This window comes from Paraburkholderia steynii, from assembly GCF_900100565.1.
Taxonomy (GTDB): domain Bacteria; phylum Pseudomonadota; class Gammaproteobacteria; order Burkholderiales; family Burkholderiaceae; genus Paraburkholderia; species Paraburkholderia terrae.
In genome coordinates this window covers 188,080-207,102 of the sequence record NZ_FNDI01000003.1, presented here as the reverse complement: position 1 = coordinate 207,102, position 19,023 = coordinate 188,080, and the positions used below count along the sequence as shown (strand labels likewise).

The window sequence follows — 19,023 nt, the reverse complement described above, 5'->3', positions numbered from 1 at the left end:
ACAAAACATCGCGTCGGGCACGATATGCCGGATAGGCAACGGGAATCGATACGTGAGCGACTACAGCGAGGTTCCATCCGGGCGACGACCTGGTCGCCGCCCGCATCATTCGAAAGCCGAGCGCGCGACTACGAAGTAATGGTCTGATAACTGATTTCGCGTCTCTCTGCAGTCAACGTACGAATCGGCTCGCCCTTAATCCACGCGCGAATGTTTTCAACGGATTCGCCATAGTAGAACTCATACGAACCCTCGGTGACATAGCCGAGGTGTGCCGTCGCAATGACGTTATCCATCGTCCGGAACGGGTGGGTGACCGGAAGCGGTTCGATATCAAACACGTCCAGCGCGGCGCCAGCAATCTGTTTGCGCGACAAAGCCGCAATCAATGCGTCCTCGTCCACGATCGGTCCACGTGCTGTGTTCACAAGTAAGGCATGGGGTTGCATCAGGGAGAGTTCACGAGCACCGATCAGACCTCTCGTACGTTCGGACAGGCGAACGTGGATCGACAGGATGTCACTGGACGCAAGCAATTCGTCTTTTGATACGTACTGAGCGCCATGCATGGCAGCGGATTCTGCCGTCATGTTCTGGCTCCAGGCGATTGTCTTCATGCCAAAGGCCTGTGCGACGCGTGCTGTGACGCTGCCGGAGTAGCCTAAACCAAGCAGACCGATGGTCTTGCCGCTCAGGTCTCTGCCGACGGAGACTTGCCATCCACCATTTCTGAACGAACTGACCTCGGCGGGGATATGACGCGCGGCCGCGAGAATGAGTGCCCACGTGTGTTCAGCCGCTGCCGTCAGCGACGATGCCGTCCCGCAGACGGTGATACCCAGTTCGTCCGCGGCTTCGATGTCAATGGCAGCGTTCCACGGGCCCGTGCTTGCAAGCATTTTGAGGTTCTTGAGTCTCGACAGGACGCTTCTCGGGAACCAGGTTCGTTCCCGCATCACGCACAGGACGTCGTACGGTTGGAGCCGTTCGACCAGGGCATCCTCATTGTCGATATGGTCAGTGAAGATGGTGATGTCGGCATGCTTGCGCAGGCTGTCCCAGTTTCCGAACTTCATCGAGGTGTTCTGGAAGTCGTCGAGGATGGCGATTTTGTGCATGAGTTTCTTTACTGTTGATGCCGGATGGGCGTGTCGACCGCACACCCGGCGGGTCGTTCAAAGAAGAAGTGAGCTGCTGCTGATTACCGTTTCGATGGAACCTCGCTGGCGGTCACGCGGGTTCGGCTGCTTTCGGCTTGAATCCTACGAACATGACGAAGATTCCGAGAAAGAGGACGGCGGTCATCACGTAAAGGCCACTATTGAGCGACCCGGTCATTGTCTTCAGCCATCCGATAATGAAAGGGCTGCAGAATCCACTGAGCAGACCGATGCAGTTCACGAACGCAATGCTTCCAGCTGCAGCAGGCGAGCCGTGGAGATAGCCGGAAGCCATTGACCAGATCAGCACGTTTATCGAGAAGATGCCGACACAAGCGACGGTCAGCAAAGCGATTGTCACCACAGCTGAGCTCATCGACTGCGACACAAGAAGAAGCGCTATCGCACCGATGACGCCGGCAATGGTCGCATGCCAGCGCCGCTCGAGCGTGCGGTCCGAGTTTCGGCTAATTACGACCATCCCTATGGCGCCAATACCGTACGGAATGGCCGACAGCCATCCAAGTTGCGAGAGGTTCGATATGCCCGAACTCTTCATGACGGTAGGAAGCCAGAACGTGACCGAATAGGTTCCGCAAACGAAGGCGAAGTCGATGAACGCAAGCATGTAGACCTTGGGGTCCGCGAGCGCTTGCGCGAGCGTTCCGTGGCCGTTCTGGTTGTTCTTGCGTTTGCGTTCCGTTTCGGCTCGAAACCCTTCCCGCAGGGTGTTCTTTTCTGCGTCAGTCAGCCATTTCGCTTTGTCGATGTTGTCATCCAGGATGAACAGCGTAAGGATGCCAAGTGCGACGGCAGGCAGCGCCTCCACGATGTAGAGCCACTGCCACCCCGCCATGTTGGCAACGTTCGCAAGCGCTGTCATCGCCCATCCGGAGATGGGGCCGCCGACCAGGCCAGCAACGGGAAAGCCGACCATGAAGCATGAAATGATGACGCCGCGCCTGTTCTCAGGGAACCAGGAGCTGAGATAGAAAATCACGCCGGGAAAGAAGCCAGCCTCGAATACGCCGAGCAGTAACCGGACGAGGTAGAACTCGGTCACGTTGGAGACAAACGCCGTCAAGGTCCCGACGATCCCCCAGCAAATCATGATTCGAGCGATGGTCTTCTTCGCTCCCATACGCTTCAGAAGCAGGGCGCTTGGCACCTCGAGCAGACAGTACGAGAGGAAAAAGATCCCTGCGCCCAGGCCGTACACTGCATCGCTGAAACCAAGGGCGTCCTGCATTTGCAGCTTGGCAAATCCGACGTTGATGCGGTCGAGAAAGGCGACGACATAGCAAACGAAGAGCAGCGGCACGATGCGAAGCGCGACGCGCAGGTAAAGCCTGCGCTCCTCCGCGCTCACGGCCGCGACGGACGGCGGTTCGTCCGATGATGTCGGAGTCGGTTCAAGAAAGGTCTGGCTCAATTGCTGTCTCCTGATTGTCCCGATTCGTCTGGCAATTGAGGCCAACGTCCGAGAACGCTTAGTGGAAGTGTGGGTGAAACTTGGAATGAATTCACGACGGATACAACTCGCGTCTTAATCGCACTCCTGTCGCAAAAGGTCGTCTTCGCGGTCGCGTGCTGGCGGTTTTGTCAGCAAGTGGTTGTGTTCACCAAGGCCGGGTGTGTTCCCGGGCAAGGGCGGGCGTTGGCCGTCGAAGGAGACAGGCAGCGCGACGGTCCTCGTTCGTCCATCGGGTGTCTCGCGAAGGATATCGAGTGACACCGTCTGTTCGTCCGTGACCACGCGGTCGACCGTCTGCAAGGGGCCGCAAGGAATCGATTCCGCTTCAAGATTCGCAAGCCAGTCGCTAGCGGTCTTCTGCTTGAACCTGACTTCGAGAAGTGCAATCAGGGCCTTTCGGTTCAAGACGCGGTCACCATTGGTCGCAAACCGTGGGTCGTCGGCCAGTGACGGCAGGTCCATCACATTGCAGAGGCGGCGATAGAGCGTGTCGTTACCTGCGGCGACAAGGATTTCGCCATCTGAGCAGTCGAATACCTGATAGGGCACGATGTTTGGGCTACCGGACCCTATGCGGGCGGGTTCCGGGCCGCCGGCAAGGCAATCCGAAAGGGGTACTGTCATCCAGGCCAGCGCGGTCTCGTAGAGCGACACGTCGATGACCTGGCCGCGCTCACGGTCGCCACGGTCTTTGCCCCGCAGCGCGGCAAGGACGCCAATGACGGCCCACATGCCTGTGCCCATGTCATTGATCGAGACGGGAACGCGGCTGGGCGCGTCGTCGGCATGCCCCACGATGCTCATCATCCCGCTGTAGGCCTGTACCAACGGGTCGTAGCCGGGCTTGCTTCGCAAAGGGCCTGTGGCGCCAAAGGCGCCGAGGTTGCAATAGACCAGCGACGGGCACAGTTCCGTCAGGTCCTTTGCCCCGAGGCCGTAACGGTCGAGATTGCCGGGCTTCAGGTTCTGCAGGACCACGTCGGCATTGGCGACGATGAACTCTCGAATGAGTTGGGTGCAGGCCGGGTCGCTGAAATCGGCGCTGATGCTTTCCTTGCCGTGGTTCATTGCATGAAAGAGCGCGGAGGCTCCGTCGATGAAGGGCGGCCCCCATCCGCGGGCGTAGTCCCCCTGGGCTGCGTTCTCGATCTTCACGACGCGGGCGCCGAGGTGCGCGAAGATGATGCCCGCGTACGGTGCCGCAAGGCTGTGTCCAATCTCCACGACGCAAATGCCGTCCAGCGGGAGCGGTCGCGTCATTTGTCCCTCAGCCATGGCACATCCCCTTGCCAGGATTGGCTGTGCTCCGCAATTCGTCCGTTCGCACGGCGTGCGGGCATGTTCCTCCAGTAGCGCTTCTGAGGCAGGTCACGGTATCTCGCAGATGTATTTGATGAAACGTTTCCAAAATTTAACGTATGACTAGAAGCTATTTCGTCTACGTGGTTTGGATCTTGATGAAACGTTTCCAATGATAGATCGAAGGGCGTCTTTGTCAAGGCGGTCGTTCCCTGGCGGATGTACCGTCGCTTTTTGGTGATGCTCCGCGCAGGACCTTCCACCGGCGGAAGCAAGTCTCGAAGGGGAACCCGTTCACCCGGCTTGACAAAGTAGGTGAGGCAGGGAAAATTGGGAACGTTTCCACCGCGTTGTCGAATGGAAGGCAGGGCGCGTGCGACATCCTCGTCGCCCAGCAAGGAGGCGAGGCTGGATCTGAACGCGGGGCCGGCTGTGCGGGGCGTCGGCTCTCCCGGGTGTTCCGTTTTCGCAGTCGTAGCTCTTGAAAGAGCTGGGCTTACCGAGGGCGGTGCGCAGTAGTTTTGCTAACGGCCTGATGCAGGCTTTGCCGACAGAATGAGTATCGAATCCAAAGGCAATATGACACGCCGAACTTCGGCCGCAGCTGACGTCGCATCACCTGACGATGAACGCAAACCGTCAATCCGGGACGTCGCGCAACTGGCGGACGTCAGTCTGGGCACAGTGTCGCGGGTAATCAACGCGCATCCCAACGTGCGCGAGGACACACGCAAGCGCGTGAAGGCTGCCATCGTCGAACTGGGTTATGTGCCGAATATGGTGGCCCAGAGCATGCGCAGTAACAGGTCGATGACCTTCGCATGCGTCATGCGCGACTTCACCGTCCCTGTGCTCAGCTTGTTCGTCGACTCGATGCAAAAGGAGATTGAAGGTTTCGGCTTCTCGCTGATGGTCGCATCCAGCTACCACGACCTCAAGCGCGAACGAGAACTGCTGCTCGGCTTCCAGCAGCGACGGATTGACGGGCTGGTCATCGCCACGTCGTCGGAGGAGGACCCAGCGCTTCTGACGATGCTGCGGGAAGCACAATTTCCAATCGTGTTGCTGGACCGCGAGTTGCCTGCCGAGCTTGATTCCGTCTCCGTGAATCACGCCGCAGGCGTGCGGCAAGCGGTGCTTCACCTCGCCGACCTGGGACATCGCCGCATTGCAATCATTTCGGGTGAACCGGGAGTACATCCGACGCAAAGCCGGTTGAAGGGTTTCGCCGATGCATTCAAAGAGCGTGGCCTGACGCTGGAGCCAGAACTGATCCGGCACGCCACATTTGCCAGAGACGCCGGCTATACCGAAACGAGGCATTTGTTGGAGCTCGACAAACCACCTACGGCTATCGTTGCCGGCGGAACATCGTTGCTTCCTGGCGTAATGCAGGCAACGCGGGAACGTGGACTCGTGATACCGCAAGACCTTTCGGTTGTCGCCGGAGCGGACAGTGACGTTGCGCTTCTCGCGACGCCTGCGTTCACTGTGGTTCGATGGAACCATGACCAACTGGGGAAGGCGGCGGGGAGATTCCTGATGGAGCGTTTGGATAACCCGAAACTGCCCCGCAGGAGACTGACGGTGGACGCGGAACTGGTGATGCGAGGTTCGTGCGCGTCACCGCGTCGGACGGTGGCTCTGAGGGGTTGACGCTATCGCTGGTCGACTCTGCGCTGGTCCAATCCCAGATAACTAGCCAGGCATTCGCCAGCGCCTTTCCAGCGAGCCTGGTCGACATCGATCTCGCAAGAATTCGCGCAGTACTGCTCTATCGACATGCGGTTGAAGCGAGTCAGATATTTCCCAGGCGAGCGCCGATTTGCAAAGCCATCTTCGCTATTGCAAGGCGAATCCGCTTCTCTCGCTTCTGGTCGATGCGACCGATGGGGATGCTCGTGCTGACGGCAAGTCTTTTCCCATAGGCTGTCTGCCCGACATAGGCAGCAAAACAGGCCAGTCCAGCGGCAGACTCCTCGAACTCGCTCGCCTGGCCATTTTCCCGGACAACTGCGAGCTCACGTAGCAGGACAGCGCGTCGCGTGATTGTCCTTGGCGTCACTGGGGGGAGCTTTTCCGGCAGCAGTTCAATCAACTCTGCCTCAGAAAGCGTTGCAAGCAGCGCTTTTCCCAACGCTGAGCAATGGGCCGGCAGCCGGGAGCCAAGGTCCGATACGAGTCGCACCGGTCGTCGCGAATCCTCTCGGGCGATGTAGACAACGTCGGTTCCGTCGAGCGTCGCCAACTGCACCACTTCGTCATGTGCGGCCACGAAGGAAGCTGCCAACGCACGGAACACAGACTGATAGCCGTCGTGTCGCACATATGCGTTCCCTAACTCGAAAAGCTTCACGCCGATGAGGTAGCCGTCGCCGTGTTTTTCAACCCAATGCTGCCGCTGAAGTGAGTCCAGCAGCAGATAGAGCGTACTGCGCGACAGGCCGGTTGTCTCGCGCAACGCCGACACGCGCACGGGCTCCCGCGCCCCGGACAGAACGTCGAGGATGTCTTGTGCTCGCTTCAGAGCCGGTACCTCGTAGACCTTTTCCATGGCAACCAGATTCGCGGGAAACTTGAAAATGAATTGTCCAACCAGTTGGACATATTTTCAACATAATGGACACCCCCTTGCCGCAACAATAGGATTTGCGCTTCCCTCTCCTTGATAGGCGATAAGCATAGATGGCTATTTCCTCGGCACATTCACACCTTCCTGCAGATGCAGAGCGAGCGGTACTCATTGGTCGCGTATGGCGACCGGCGCCGCACAATGGCCCGTCAGTCGTAGTCGTTCGAAACGATGAGGTCTTCGACATCACAGAAACCGTTGTAACGACGGCAGACCTGTTCGACCGCGCGGACGCACTGGAAATTGCTCGTAACGCGCCGGGTGAGTCACTCGGGGGCGTGGACGCAGTGATAGCCAGGAGTCTCGATCCCAATGCGACCGGACTCAGGTTGCTCGCGCCTTGCGACGTTCAAGCCATCAAGGCTTGCGGCGTGACGTTTGCGGTTAGCTTGCTCGAGCGCGTGATTGAGGAGCAGGCGGGCGGTGATGCAAGCAAAGCACGGAAATCCGGGAGACGATTAACACACTGATTGGTGCGGACCTCTCCAGGATTAAACCAGCCTCGGAAGGCGCGCAGAAATTGAAAGCGGAAATGGAGCGGCGGGGCGCCTGGTCGCAGTACATGGAGGTCGGCATCGGCCCGGACGCAGAGGTGTTTTCGAAGTCGCAGCCAATGTCGGCGGTGGGGCTTGGCGCGAATATCGGCCTCTACAAAACGTCAGTCTGGAATAACCCGGAACCGGAGATTGTGCTTGCAGTGAACAGCGCCGGTCTTATCGTCGGTGCGGCGCTCGGAAACGACGTCAATTTGAGAGATATCGAGGGTCGCAGTGCATTGCTGCTCGGGAAGGCGAAGGACAACAACGCTTCGTGCGCCATTGGCCCGTTCGTTCGCCTCTTTGACGAGCATTTCACGCTTGATTCCGTCCGGAAGGAAAGTGTGTCGCTGAAGATTGACGGCATCGACGACGGTTTCGTCCTCGAAGGCGTCAGTCATATGAGCGAGATTAGCCGCGACCCGGTCGATCTGGTGAACCAGACGTATGGTCCGCACCATCAATATCCCGATGGCTTCATGCTTTTCCTCGGCACAATGTTTTCGCCAATCAAGGATCGGGACGCGGAAGGTGCGGGGTTCACCCATCACCTTGGTGACGTCGTGACTATCTCGGCGCCCTCGCTGGGTGCGTTGGTCAACATCGTGCGGCGCTCCGACGAAATCACGCCCTGGACGTTTGGCGTACGTGCCCTGTACGGCAATCTGGCGGCGCGTGGTCTGCTGAACGGAAAAGCATCGGGGGTTTGACCGATAGTGCGTGCAGAGTGCCCGACGTCGCCGCTTCGCCGGCGTGGTCCATACGCGTGACCGACTCGCCAGATGGAACTTCACGGAGAAACAGATGAGAATTGCGGTAGCGGGTGCAACCGGCCGAATGGGCCGGATGTTGATTGAGGCGGTGTTGGCAGCGGATGATACGACACTCGTCGGCGCATTGAGCAAGGACGGTGGCTCCGCTTTGGGTCAGGACGCGGGCGCGTTTATCGGTAAGACGACGGGAGTTGCAATCACAGCCGATATCGACACCGTACTTTCGTCATCTGATGTCCTGCTCGATTTCACCCGGCCGTCAGGCACGCTCGCTTATCTCGAGGCAGCGAAGCGGCACGGGGTAAAAATGGTTATCGGAACAACGGGCTTCGACGCCGAGCAATTGCGGTTGATAGAACAGACAGCCAGGAGCACCGCGATTGTGTTCGCATCCAGTACGAGTGTCAGTCTCAACGTGACGCTTCAGCTTATCGAATTGGCTGCAAAGAACTTCTCCAAAGGCTACGACATTGAAGTCGTCGAAGCGCACCATCGACACAAGGTGGACGCGCCGTCGGGGACCGCGCTGACGATTGGCGAGACCATCGCCGATGCGCTTGGCCGCAATCTGGCCGATTGTGCAGTGTTCGCGCGTGAGGGGATGACTGGCGCACGGGACCCCTCGACGATTGGGTTTTCCTCAATTCGCGGTGGCGACATCGTTGGAGAGCACACGGTCCTGTTCATCGGGGAAGGGGAGCGAATCGAAATCACGCACAAGACGCTCAACAGATTGCCCTATGTCAATGGCGCGTTGCGAGCCGCGCGCTTCCTGATGAAGCAGGAAAGTGGCCTGTTTGATATGCAGGACGTGTTGCGGCGATGACCGTTCTCAGACGCCGATAGGCCACTTGTGGCCGGAGACGGCAAGGTTCAGCGATTTCGCGTTCCAGACAGCATCGTGCCGTGGTCTCCCGTGAACAAATCCGTAGTGACAACAGGATTTTGGTGGGCGCAGTACGGATTTGTTTGCGAAGAACCGTTGTGACATCCCACATACCCCCGCGCACTTCCGATCACACCCTGGTGAAAACACCAATGCCCGCTGTCGACTAGGCTAAAAGCCTTGCCGGACAAGCCTTCCGCCCATACCCACATGGTCGTCCGCGTCCGTGAACGCTGGAAACGATCGTAACGAAGCTTGTTAGAATCCTATCAAGCGATGTACGATACATGCAAATAAACCATCAGCCGTTGCGGTGCATTGCACAAACCTGCGGATGTCTATGCCTGAAGCTCCTACCCAGTCCTCGTCGGTCGTCGCGCTGCGGCGCGCGGCCCACGTCCATCCCGCCCGTAATCCGGGTGTGCCTTTCGATCTCGCGTGGCTCGACGGCTTGCGCGTCAACCAGTCGGCCGTAGAGCGCCGCACGGCGACGCTCGGCACGCGCCGCACCGTCAAGAAGGATGCGCAGGCCGCATGGCTGTTGAAAGCCGTGACCTGCATCGACCTCACGACGCTCAACGGTGACGACACGGAAGGCCGCGTGCGGCGTCTTTGCGCGAAGGCCAGACAGCCGGTGCGCGCCGACATTCTCGCGGCGCTCGGCGTGCCGCCGCACACCATTACGACGGGCGCCGTGTGCGTGTATCACCGCTACGTCGCGGCCGCCGTCGATGCACTCGCCGGCAGCGGCATTCCCGTTGCGGCCGTATCGACGGGCTTCCCCGCCGGTCTGATTCCGCATCCGCTGAAGCTGAAGGAAATCGAGGCATCGGTGGCCGACGGTGCGCAGGAAATCGACATCGTCGTCACGCGCGAATATGTGCTGACAGGCAACTGGCAGGCCCTCTATGACGAAGTGCGCGAGTTCCGCGCCGCGTGCGGCGAAGCGCATCTGAAAGCGATTCTCGCGACGGGCGATATCCAGACGCTGTCGAACGTTGCGCGCGCATCGATGATCTGCATGATGGCAGGCGCCGATTTCATCAAGACGTCGACGGGCAAGGAGGGCGTCAACGCGACGCTCGACGTGTCGCTCGTGATGGCGCGCATGATCCGCGAATACCACGGGCGCACGGGCATCCTGATCGGCTTCAAGCCGGCGGGCGGCGTGTCGAATGCGAAGACGGCGCTGCTGTATCAGATCCTGATGAAAGAAGAACTGGGCCGCGCGTGGCTCGAGCCCGAACTGTTCCGCTTCGGCGCATCCAGTCTTCTCGCCGATATCGAACGCCAGGTCGAGCATTACGCGACTGGCCGTTATTCCGCCTTCAACCGTCACCCTGTTGCCTGAGCAGATCGATCCCATGAGCGTAGCCGAGTATTTTTCATCGATGGAGTACGGTCCCGCACCCGAGGACGATCAGCCCGCGCGTGCGTGGCTCGCGCAGCATGACGCGACGTTCGGTCATTTCGTCGATGGTGGATGGCGTGCGCCCGCAGCGGGCGAACGTTTCGCATCACACGAACCCGCGACGGGCGCACTGCTCGCGCATATCGCGCAAGGCGATGCAGCCGACGTCGATGCCGCCGTCGCCGCCGCGCGCGCCGCGCAGCCGGGCTGGCTGGCGCTGGGCGGCGCGGGACGGGCGCGGCATCTGTATGCGCTGTCGCGGATGGTGCAGCGGCACAGCCGACTGTTTGCCGTGCTCGAAGCGCTCGACAACGGCAAGCCGATCCGCGAAACGCGCGACATCGATATCCCTCTTGTGGCAAGGCACTTTCTGCATCACGCAGGCTGGGCGCAACTGCAGGACAGCGAGTTCAAGGACTTCGCGCCGCTCGGCGTGATCGGCCAGATCGTGCCGTGGAATTTCCCGCTGCTGATGCTCGCGTGGAAGATCGCGCCTGCCATCGCGACGGGCAATTGCGTCGTGCTGAAGCCCGCTGAATACACGCCGCTCACCGCATTGCTGTTCGCCGAGCTCGCACAGCGCGCGGGCTTGCCGAAGGGCGTACTGAATGTCGTCACAGGCGACGGACGCACGGGCGCCGCGCTCGTTGAACATGCTGGCGTCGACAAGATCGCATTCACGGGCTCGACGGAAGTGGGTCGCGTGATCCGAGCGGCGACGGCGGGCACGGGCAAGTCGTTGACGCTGGAGTTGGGCGGCAAGTCGCCGTTCATCGTGTTCGACGATGCGGACCTCGACGGCGCGGTGGAAGGCGTGGTCGACGCGATCTGGTTCAACCAGGGGCAGGTGTGCTGCGCCGGCTCGCGTCTGCTCGTGCAGGAAGGCGTCGCTGAGCGCTTCATCGACAAGCTCAAGCGCCGCATGGCGACGCTGCGCGTCGGCCCGTCGCTCGACAAGAGCATCGATATCGGCGCGATCGTCGACAAGGTGCAACTGGAACGCATCGACTCGCTCGTCGAAGCGGGCCGCCTGGAAGGTTGCGAGATCTATCAGTCGACGCAAACGACGGTGCCCACGGGCGGCTGCTTCTATCCGCCGACGCTCGTCACGGGCGTCGCGCCCGCCTCGACGTTGGCGCAGGAAGAAATCTTCGGCCCCGTGCTCGTGACGATGACGTTCCGCACGCCCGACGAAGCCGTCGCGCTCGCAAACAACACGCGCTATGGACTCGCCGCGAGCATCTGGAGCGAGACGATCGGCCGCGCACTCGATATCGCGCCGCGCCTCGCGTGCGGCGTCGTGTGGCTCAATGCGACGAATCTGTTCGATGCGGCGGTCGGCTTCGGCGGCTATCGCGAGTCGGGCTATGGACGCGAAGGCGGCCGCGAAGGCATCTACGAATACGTGAAGCCGAAGGCATGGCTCGCGCTCGGCGAGCGTCGCCCGGTGCATCGCGTGACGGACGTGTCGGCGCAAGCGCATGAGGCTCAGCCAACTGCCGATGTGCTGGCGATCGACCGCACCGCAAAGCTTTTTATCGGCGGCAAGCAGGCGCGGCCGGATAGCGGCTACACGCTGCCCGTGTATGGCGCCGATGGCGCGCTCGTCGGCGAAGTGGGCGAAGGCAATCGCAAGGACATTCGCAATGCCGTCGCGGCGGCGCGTGGCGCGCAGAAGTGGTCGCAGGCTACCGCGCACAACCGCGCCCAGGTGATCTATTACCTCGCTGAAAATCTCGCGGTGCGCGCCCATGAATTCGTGCATCAACTGGTTCGACGCACGGGTGTCAGCGAGACGCAAGCGCGCCGCGAAGTGGACGCATCGGTGACACGGCTCTTCACGTATGCCGCCTGGGCCGACAAGTTCGACGGCGCAGTGCATGCTCCGCCGCTGCGCGGCGTTGCGCTTGCGATGAACGAGCCGCTCGGCGTGATCGGCATTGCGTGCCCGGATGAAGCGCCGCTGCTGTCTTTCATTTCGCTGATCGCGCCCGCGCTTGCAATGGGTAATCGCGTCGTTGCCTTGCCGAGTTCGACGAGTCCGCTTACAGTGACCGACTTCTATCAGATTGTGGAGACGTCGGACGTGCCAGCGGGCGTGCTCAACATCGTGACGGGCGAACGCGGCGCACTGTTGCCGGCGCTCGCGAAGCACGACGATGTCGATGCGCTCTGGTGCTTCGGCTCCGCGAAAGATTCGGCGCTTGCTGAACGCGAGTCGGTTGGCAACCTGAAGCGTACGTTCGTCGATCATGGCCGCGCGTTCGACTGGTTCGACACATCGAGCGAAGGCCCGGCGTTTCTGCGCCATGCAACACAAGTCAAGAACATCTGGATACCGTATGGCGACTGATCGCTGTCTGATCGCCTGACAGGGCATGACAGAACGCTAGCGCGCCAACCGAATAACGGAGGAGACAACGTGCTGAAGAATCTGGACCCGCTGTTGAACGCCGATGTGCTGCACGCGCTGCGCGCGATGGGCCACGGCGACGAAGTGGTGATTTGCGACGCGAACTTTCCGGGCGACTCGGTCGCGCGGGAGTCCGTGACGGGCAAACTGCTGCGGCTCGATGGCGTCGATGCGCCGCGCGCAATTCGCGCGCTGCTGTCGGTGCTGCCGCTCGATACCTTCGTCGACGATCCTGCCTCGCGCATGGAAGTGGTCGGCGAGCCGAACACCATTCCCGCCGTGCAGCGCGAAGCGCAAGCCGAAGTGAACGAGGCCGAAGGGCGCAATGTGCCGTTCGTCGGCATCGAGCGCTTTGCGTTCTATGCGCGCGCGAAGAAAGCCTACTGCGTGATCGCCACGGGCGAAACGCGCGGCTACGGCTGCTTCATCTTCAAGAAGGGCGTGCTGCTCGCGCCCGACGCACCGAAGGAATGACGACAATGGCCACGCAACAGAAAGAAGGCCGCGTCGTTATTCTCGGCATCTTCGTGACGGACCTCACGTTTCGCGCGGACCGCATGCCGCTGATCGGCGAAACGATCGCGGGCAATGCGTTCAAGATGGGCCCCGGCGGCAAGGGCTCGAACCAGGCGGTCGCGGCGGCGCGCGCGGGCGCTGACGTGGTGTTCTGCACGCGCATCGGCAACGATGCGTTTGGCCAGATTGCGCGAGCCACCTGGGACGCCGAAGGCATCACGGCGCGCGCGTCGGTGATCGACGGCGCATCGACGGGCGCAGCGCACATTTTCGTCGACGACATTACCGGCAAGAACGCGATCATCGTCGTCTCCGGCGCGGCAGCGACGATGAATGCGGGCGACGTCGACGCGATCGAAGCGGATATCGCCTCGGCGCGCGTGTTCGTCACGCAACTCGAACAGCCGGTCGGCGCAGCGAAACGTGGCCTCGAAGTCGCGCGCAAGCATGGCGTGACGACCGTGTTCAATCCCGCGCCCGCGTTGCCACTCGATGACAGCATCTTCCCGCTGTGCGACTACATCACGCCGAATGAAACGGAGACGACCGCGTTGACGGGCATCGAGGTCAGCAATGTCGACGATGCGCGCCGTGCCGCTGACGTGCTGCTTAAAAAGGGCGTGCGCAATGTCATCGTGACGCTCGGCGAAGCGGGCGCGTTGCTGCATTCGGCGGAGCAATCGGTGTTCGTGCCCGCGTTCCAGTGTGGTCGCGTGGTTGAAACGGCAGGCGCGGGCGACGGCTTCACAGGCGGCTTCGCGGCGGCGCTCGCTCGTGGCGCGGATGCCGTCGAAGCGACGCGCTTCGGCTGCGCGCTGGCGGGCATTTCGGTCACTCGGCCCGGCACCGCACCTTCGATGCCGACGCTCGCCGAAGTCAACGAAGTGCTGGCCCAGGCCGGTCATCCGCTTTCAACGCATTGAGCGCGTGCGCCGCTTGATGCGGCGCGCGGCATGAAGGAGTTCGTTTCGACATGAAGTCCTCGCTTTCCGCCGGGCTGTTTCGCGACCGGCAACTGAACTTTCTGCTAGCGGTGAACGTGCTCGTCGTGCTCGCCGCGACGTGGATTTCGCACGGCCAGTTCGTTTCGCTCGACAACCTTCAGTCGATGGGCGGGCAGTTGCCCGAGCTTGGGCTGCTCGCGCTCGGCATCATGCTGTCGATGGTGTCGGGCAACGGCGGCATCGACCTGTCGGGCGTCGGGCTCGCGAACCTGTCGGGCATGGTCGCGGCGCTGATCGTGCCGAAGTTCATCAGCGGCGACGATTCGCCGATGCTCTATACGAGCGTGTTCTGCGCGATCGTCGTGTGCATGGGCGCAATTGGCGGGCTGGTGAATGGCGTGGTGATCGCGCGCTTGCGCCTCACGCCGATTCTCTGCACGCTCGGCACGCAGCTGCTGTTCACGGGTTGTGCCGTCGTGTTGAGCAATGGCGCGTCGGTACACGTCGATTATGTCGAGCCGCTGTCGGATATTGGCAATGGCACGTGGTTCCAGGTGCCTGTTTCGTTCGTGATCTTCATTGCGGCTGTGGTGGTGCTCGGCTGGCTGCTGCGGCGCAGCCCGTTCGGTTTGCGTCTGTATCTGATGGGAACGAACCCGAAAGCCGCGTTCTACGCGGGCATTCCGCGCGTGCGGATGCTGGTTCTTACATACATGATGTGCGGAATTCTCGCGTCGCTCGCGGGATTGATCAGCGTCACGCACACGTCAAGCGCGAAGTGGGACTACGGCAATTCGTATCTGTTGATCGCGATCCTGATTGCCGTGATGGGCGGCGTGAATCCTGCGGGCGGTTACGGCCGCATCGTCTGTGTGTTCTTTGCGGCGACGGTGCTGCAGTTCCTGTCGAGCTTCTTCAATCTGCTCGGCGTGTCGCAGTTCTTTGGCGATTGCGCGTGGGGTTTCCTGCTGCTGGCGTCACTCGCATTTGCGGGCGGCGAGCGCGTGCGTGCGATCTTCGGTTTCGCGCAGCCGAATCAAAGGCGTTAGCGCTGCAGCGATAGTTTCAGCGGACATCGGGGCCCTGGATTTCCGCGTGCATATGAAGGGGCGACACTCATTCAATGACTAAATCACTAAAGGCAACGGAGACAAACGCATGAAACTGACCCGACTGAGCGCCGCCCTCGCAACCGGCGCACTCGCGCTCGGCGTGATCGCCGCCGCGCAAGCCGCGACCAATGAAACGATCGTCACGGTCGTCAAGGTAACGGGCATCAACTGGTTCAACCGGATGGACGAAGGCGTCAAGGAGTTCGCGAAGGACAACCCCGGCGTGCAGGCGTATCAGACGGGTCCGGGCCGCGCCGACGCCGCGCAGCAGCTGAAGATCATCGAAGACCTGATCGCGAAGAAAGTGACGGCCATCGCCGTCGTTCCGTACGATCCGCCGACGCTCGAACCCGCACTGAAGAAAGCAATGGATCGCGGCATCAAGGTTGTCACGCATGAAGCGGACAACGCGAAGAACACGATGGTCGACATCGAGGCCTTCGACAACTCCGCGTACGGCGCGGGCCTGAACGAGCGCCTCGCGTCGTGCATGCATCAGGACGGCAAGTGGGCCGTGCTGGTCGGCTCGCTCGGCAGCCGCTCGCAGGTGCAATGGGCCGACGGCGGCATCAACAACGCGAAGGCCAAGTACCCGAAGTTGAATCTCGTCGAGCCGAAGCTCGAAACGAACAACGACGGCGAGAAAGCCTATGAAGTCGCGAAGGAAGTGCTGCGCAAGCATCCCGACCTGAAGGGCTTCCAGGGTTCGTCGTCGCTGGACGTGATCGGTATCGGCCGCGCGGTTGAAGAGGCGGGCATGCAAGGCAAGATCTGCGTGTACGGCACGGGCTTGCCGACGGAAGCGGGTAAGTTCCTCGAAAGCGGCGCGGTGAACGGCATTGCGTTCTGGGACCCGAAACAGGCCGGTCTCGCGATGAACAAGGTTGCGCAGATGCTGGTCGAAGGCAAGACCGTGCAGAACGGCGCGGACCTCGGCATTCCGGGCTATACGAAGGTGACGGTCGAGAAGGGTCCGGGCAAGGGCATCATCGTGCGCGGCCAGGGCTGGGTGAACGTCGACAAGACGAACTACAAGCAATACAACTTCTGATCGTGGCATCACCGCGTGCGGGCTTTCGCGAGCGAGCGCCCGCACGCTTCGACATTCATCTGGAGCACGGCTTTTCAGCATGAATCAAAACGTTTCCTCCACGCCGTTCCTGCAGGTGGTCGGCGTACACAAGCGGTTCACGGGCGTGCATGCATTGCGCGGCGTGAGCCTGTCTTTCGAGCGCGGGCAGATCTATCACCTGCTCGGCGAAAACGGCTGCGGCAAGAGCACGCTGATCAAGATCATCTCCGGCGCGCAGCCGCCCGATGAAGGCGAGTTGATCATCGAAGGCGTTTCGCACGCGCGGCTCTCGGCGCTCGAATCGCTCGCGGCCGGTATCGAGACGGTCTATCAGGACCTGTCGCTGCTGCCGAACATGAGCGTCGCCGAAAACGTCGCGCTGACGTCGGAGCTTGCGGAGCACAACGGGCGCCTCACGCGCACGTTCGACCGCAAGGCGCTCGCGCGCACCGCAGCGAAGGCACTCGAAGCCGTGGGCCTGCCAGGCGATGCCGAATTCCAGTCGACGCTAATCGAACAACTGCCGCTCGCGACGCGGCAACTCGTGGCGATTGCGCGCGCGATTGCGAGCGAAGCGAAGTTCGTCATCATGGACGAGCCGACTACGTCGCTCACGCAAAAAGAAGTGGACAACCTGATCGCCGTGCTCGCCAATCTGCGCGCGCAGGGCGTGACTGTGCTGTTCGTGAGCCACAAGCTCGACGAGTGCTATGCGATCGGCGGCGAAGTGATCGTATTGCGTGACGGCCAGAAGATGGCGCAAGGCCCGATTGCCGATTACACGAAAACGCAGATCAGCGAGTTGATGACGGGCCGTCATCTGTCGAGCGAGCGGTATCGCGAAGGCGAAGTCGGCAAGGAAGTCGTGCTCGACGTGAAGGGTTACACGCGCGGCACGCAGTTCCGCGATGTGTCGTTCGCGCTGCATCGCGGAGAGATTCTCGGCGTGACGGGGCTGCTCGATTCGGGCCGTAACGAACTGGCGCGCGCGCTGGCGGGCGTCGCGCCGGCCGAGAGCGGCACGGTCACGCTCGAGGGCAAGCACGTTGTGTTGCGCACGCCGTCGGACGCGAAGGACCATCGGATCGGTTATGTGCCCGAAGACCGCCTCAACGAAGGGCTTTTCCTCGACAAGCCGATTCGCGACAACGTGATCACGGCGATGATTTCGAGCTTGCGAGACCGCTTTGGACAGATCGACCGTGCTCGTGCGCAGCAGCTTGCCGAGCAGACGGTGAAGGACTTGCAGATTGCGACGCCTGGCGTCGACAAGCCGGTGCAGTCGCTGTCGGGTGGCAACCAGCAGCGTGTGCTGATTGGCCGCTGGCTCGCGATCGATCCGCATGTGCTGATCCTGCATGGGCCGACTGTCGGCGTGGATGTCGGCTCGAAGGACATCATTTATCGGATCATGCAGAAGCTGTCGCAGCGCGGCATCGGCATCATTCTGATCAGCGATGACTTGCCCGAGCTGCTGCAGAACTGCGATCGCATTCTGATGATGAAGAAGGGCCGCGTGGCGAACCAGTATCGCGCGGATCAGTTGAACGAAGCGGAGCTGTATCACGCTTTGCTGTCAGAGGCTGCATAAGATGTCGTCTATCATGGACCGGACCGTGACTACCCCCAACGTCGTCGAAATCGCGCCCGAGGTGAAGCCGCCTACGTGGCGCGCGAAGCTCTCGCGCAACCCGGAGTGGTTCACGGCGGCGCTGATCGTCGTGACGTGCGTGATCGTTGGCGCGATCAATCCGCGTTTCTTTCAGCTGGCGACGCTGTTCGATCTGCTGCATTCGGCGACGACGATGTCGCTGTTCGCGCTTGGGACGCTCGTGGTGCTCGCGTCGGGTGGTATCGACGTGTCGTTCACGGCGATTGGTGCGCTCACCATGTATGCGATTACCAAGGCTGTGTTTGTCTGGTGGCCGGATGCGCCGTTTGCGCTGATTCTTGTTGTTGGCGCGCTGGGCGGCATTGTGCTTGGGGTGATTAATGGCGTGCTCGTGCATCGGCTGAAGGCGCCTTCGCTGATCGTGACGATTGGCACGCAGTATCTGTATCGCGGGATTTTGCTGACGTTTATCGGCACGACGTTCTTTATGAACATTCCGCACAGCATGGATCATTTTGGGCGTATTCCGCTGTTTTTTTATCACACTGCCGATGGGCTAAGGGCGGTGTTGCCGGTTTCTGTGTTGGCGCTTGTGATTGCTTCTGTTGTCACCTGGTGGTTGCTTAACCGTACGATGATGGGGCGGGGTGTTTATGCCATGGGTGGCAGTCTGGCCATTGCCGAGCGGCTTGGTTATAACCTGCGGGCTATTCATCTTTTTGTCTTCGGTTATACGGGGATGCTCGCGGGGATTGCTGGCATTCTGCATGTGTCGAATAACCGGCTCGCGAATCCTTTTGATCTTGTCGGGACTGAACTCGATGTGATCGCTGCAGTGATTTTGGGCGGGGCCCGGATTACTGGTGGGACCGGGACTGTTGTTGGCACGCTGCTTGGGGTTGTGCTTGTTACGCTTATTAATAGCGTGCTTATTCTGGTTGGGGTGCCTAGTACCTGGCAGAAGGTTATTATCGGGGCCTTTATTTTGATTGCTGGGACGTTGTTTGCTTTGCAGCGGAAGGGGTGAGGTTTTTTGTCTGCGACGCTGGTCGGTGCTTTTATGTTTTTGCTGGCATCCGCGTTTTGTTAGCGTGCTTCAAGCGTCGCCCCTGTGCGGGGCGGCACCTACTTTTCTTTGCCGCCGCAAAGAAAAGTAGGCAAAAGAAAGCGGCTAACACCGCCA

Annotated in this window: 14 protein-coding genes and 1 pseudogene; 11 read left to right on the top strand and 4 right to left on the bottom strand. The window is 60.8% G+C overall.

The genetic code is table 11. The features are described from left to right. Nucleotides 1-128: 128 nt before the first annotated feature. From BLT65_RS07355 to BLT65_RS07345, 3 genes are all read right to left on the bottom strand, one after another. Nucleotides 129-1,118, bottom strand: coding sequence for a D-2-hydroxyacid dehydrogenase family protein (locus tag BLT65_RS07355; RefSeq protein WP_091776535.1), 990 nt, complete (start codon nt 1,116-1,118; stop codon nt 129-131). 112 nt (nt 1,119-1,230) lie between these two features. Continuing rightward, nucleotides 1,231-2,592 carry an MFS transporter gene (locus BLT65_RS07350; RefSeq protein WP_091776533.1) on the bottom strand — a complete coding sequence of 454 codons (1,362 nt, stop codon included), beginning with the start codon at nt 2,590-2,592 and terminating at the stop codon, nt 1,231-1,233. A gap of 114 nt (nt 2,593-2,706) precedes the next feature. Continuing rightward, on the bottom strand, nt 2,707-3,909 hold the full coding sequence (locus BLT65_RS07345) for a CaiB/BaiF CoA transferase family protein (RefSeq protein ID WP_042306448.1): 1,203 nt from the start codon (nt 3,907-3,909) through the stop codon (nt 2,707-2,709). A gap of 579 nt (nt 3,910-4,488) precedes the next feature. Between BLT65_RS07345 and BLT65_RS07340 the strand changes: the two genes are divergently transcribed. Then, a complete protein-coding gene (locus BLT65_RS07340; RefSeq protein ID WP_244186447.1) occupies nt 4,489-5,589 on the top strand; it encodes a LacI family DNA-binding transcriptional regulator in 1,101 nt (366 codons plus the stop codon). A gap of 142 nt (nt 5,590-5,731) precedes the next feature. Here BLT65_RS07340 and BLT65_RS07335 read toward each other — a convergent pair whose 3' ends face one another. Next, nucleotides 5,732-6,487, bottom strand: coding sequence for an IclR family transcriptional regulator (locus tag BLT65_RS07335; protein ID WP_091776531.1), 756 nt, complete (start codon nt 6,485-6,487; stop codon nt 5,732-5,734). A gap of 131 nt (nt 6,488-6,618) precedes the next feature. On the opposite strand from BLT65_RS07335, the pseudogene BLT65_RS07330 reads away from it, so the two are divergent. The 10 genes and pseudogenes from BLT65_RS07330 to BLT65_RS07285 all read left to right on the top strand — a co-directional run bounded on the left by BLT65_RS07330 (nt 6,619) and on the right by BLT65_RS07285 (nt 18,867). Beyond that, nucleotides 6,619-7,811, top strand: a pseudogene (locus BLT65_RS07330) (fumarylacetoacetate hydrolase family protein). 94 nt (nt 7,812-7,905) lie between these two features. Continuing rightward, nucleotides 7,906-8,700 carry a 4-hydroxy-tetrahydrodipicolinate reductase gene (gene dapB, locus BLT65_RS07325; RefSeq protein WP_091776529.1) on the top strand — a complete coding sequence of 265 codons (795 nt, stop codon included), beginning with the start codon at nt 7,906-7,908 and terminating at the stop codon, nt 8,698-8,700. 400 nt (nt 8,701-9,100) lie between these two features. Continuing rightward, nucleotides 9,101-10,111 (top strand): deoxyribose-phosphate aldolase, encoded by a 1,011-nt coding sequence (deoC, locus tag BLT65_RS07320; protein ID WP_091776527.1) that lies wholly within the window; start codon nt 9,101-9,103, stop codon nt 10,109-10,111. 13 nt (nt 10,112-10,124) lie between these two features. Next, a complete protein-coding gene (locus tag BLT65_RS07315; protein ID WP_091776962.1) occupies nt 10,125-12,524 on the top strand; it encodes an aldehyde dehydrogenase family protein in 2,400 nt (799 codons plus the stop codon). A 69-nt stretch (nt 12,525-12,593) separates the two neighbouring features. Next, a complete protein-coding gene (locus BLT65_RS07310; RefSeq protein ID WP_091776525.1) occupies nt 12,594-13,058 on the top strand; it encodes an RbsD/FucU family protein in 465 nt (154 codons plus the stop codon). 5 nt (nt 13,059-13,063) lie between these two features. Beyond that, complete coding sequence (gene rbsK / locus BLT65_RS07305) at nt 13,064-14,023, top strand: ribokinase (RefSeq protein ID WP_042306543.1); 960 nt, start codon at nt 13,064-13,066, stop codon at nt 14,021-14,023. Between the two features lie 50 nt (nt 14,024-14,073). Beyond that, entirely contained in the window at nt 14,074-15,093 is a 1,020-nt protein-coding gene (locus BLT65_RS07300; RefSeq protein WP_042306441.1) for an ABC transporter permease, read from the top strand. Between the two features lie 109 nt (nt 15,094-15,202). Continuing rightward, entirely contained in the window at nt 15,203-16,207 is a 1,005-nt protein-coding gene (locus BLT65_RS07295; RefSeq protein WP_007585635.1) for a substrate-binding domain-containing protein, read from the top strand. A gap of 79 nt (nt 16,208-16,286) precedes the next feature. After that, the gene (locus BLT65_RS07290; protein WP_091776522.1) at nt 16,287-17,819 is read left to right on the top strand and encodes a sugar ABC transporter ATP-binding protein; all 1,533 of its coding nucleotides are present in this window, start codon (nt 16,287-16,289) and stop codon (nt 17,817-17,819) included. Nucleotide 17,820: 1 nt separating this feature from the next. After that, entirely contained in the window at nt 17,821-18,867 is a 1,047-nt protein-coding gene (locus BLT65_RS07285) for an ABC transporter permease (protein ID WP_091776520.1), read from the top strand. Nucleotides 18,868-19,023 lie beyond the last annotated feature (156 nt).

What these genes read in the sequence shown, in the direction of transcription:
- BLT65_RS07345 (WP_042306448.1), bottom strand. Translation starts at nt 3,909, where the DNA reads ATGGCTGAGGGACAAATGACGCGACCGCTCCCGCTGGACGGCATTTGC.
- BLT65_RS07335 (WP_091776531.1), bottom strand. Translation starts at nt 6,487, where the DNA reads ATGGAAAAGGTCTACGAGGTACCGGCTCTGAAGCGAGCACAAGACATC.
- dapB (WP_091776529.1), top strand. Translation starts at nt 7,906, where the DNA reads ATGAGAATTGCGGTAGCGGGTGCAACCGGCCGAATGGGCCGGATGTTG.
- deoC (WP_091776527.1), top strand. Translation starts at nt 9,101, where the DNA reads ATGCCTGAAGCTCCTACCCAGTCCTCGTCGGTCGTCGCGCTGCGGCGC.
- BLT65_RS07340 (WP_244186447.1), top strand. Translation starts at nt 4,489, where the DNA reads ATGAGTATCGAATCCAAAGGCAATATGACACGCCGAACTTCGGCCGCA.
- rbsK (WP_042306543.1), top strand. Translation starts at nt 13,064, where the DNA reads ATGGCCACGCAACAGAAAGAAGGCCGCGTCGTTATTCTCGGCATCTTC.
- BLT65_RS07300 (WP_042306441.1), top strand. Translation starts at nt 14,074, where the DNA reads ATGAAGTCCTCGCTTTCCGCCGGGCTGTTTCGCGACCGGCAACTGAAC.
- BLT65_RS07295 (WP_007585635.1), top strand. Translation starts at nt 15,203, where the DNA reads ATGAAACTGACCCGACTGAGCGCCGCCCTCGCAACCGGCGCACTCGCG.
- BLT65_RS07355 (WP_091776535.1), bottom strand. Translation starts at nt 1,118, where the DNA reads ATGCACAAAATCGCCATCCTCGACGACTTCCAGAACACCTCGATGAAG.
- BLT65_RS07285 (WP_091776520.1), top strand. Translation starts at nt 17,821, where the DNA reads ATGTCGTCTATCATGGACCGGACCGTGACTACCCCCAACGTCGTCGAA.
- BLT65_RS07315 (WP_091776962.1), top strand. Translation starts at nt 10,125, where the DNA reads ATGAGCGTAGCCGAGTATTTTTCATCGATGGAGTACGGTCCCGCACCC.
- BLT65_RS07290 (WP_091776522.1), top strand. Translation starts at nt 16,287, where the DNA reads ATGAATCAAAACGTTTCCTCCACGCCGTTCCTGCAGGTGGTCGGCGTA.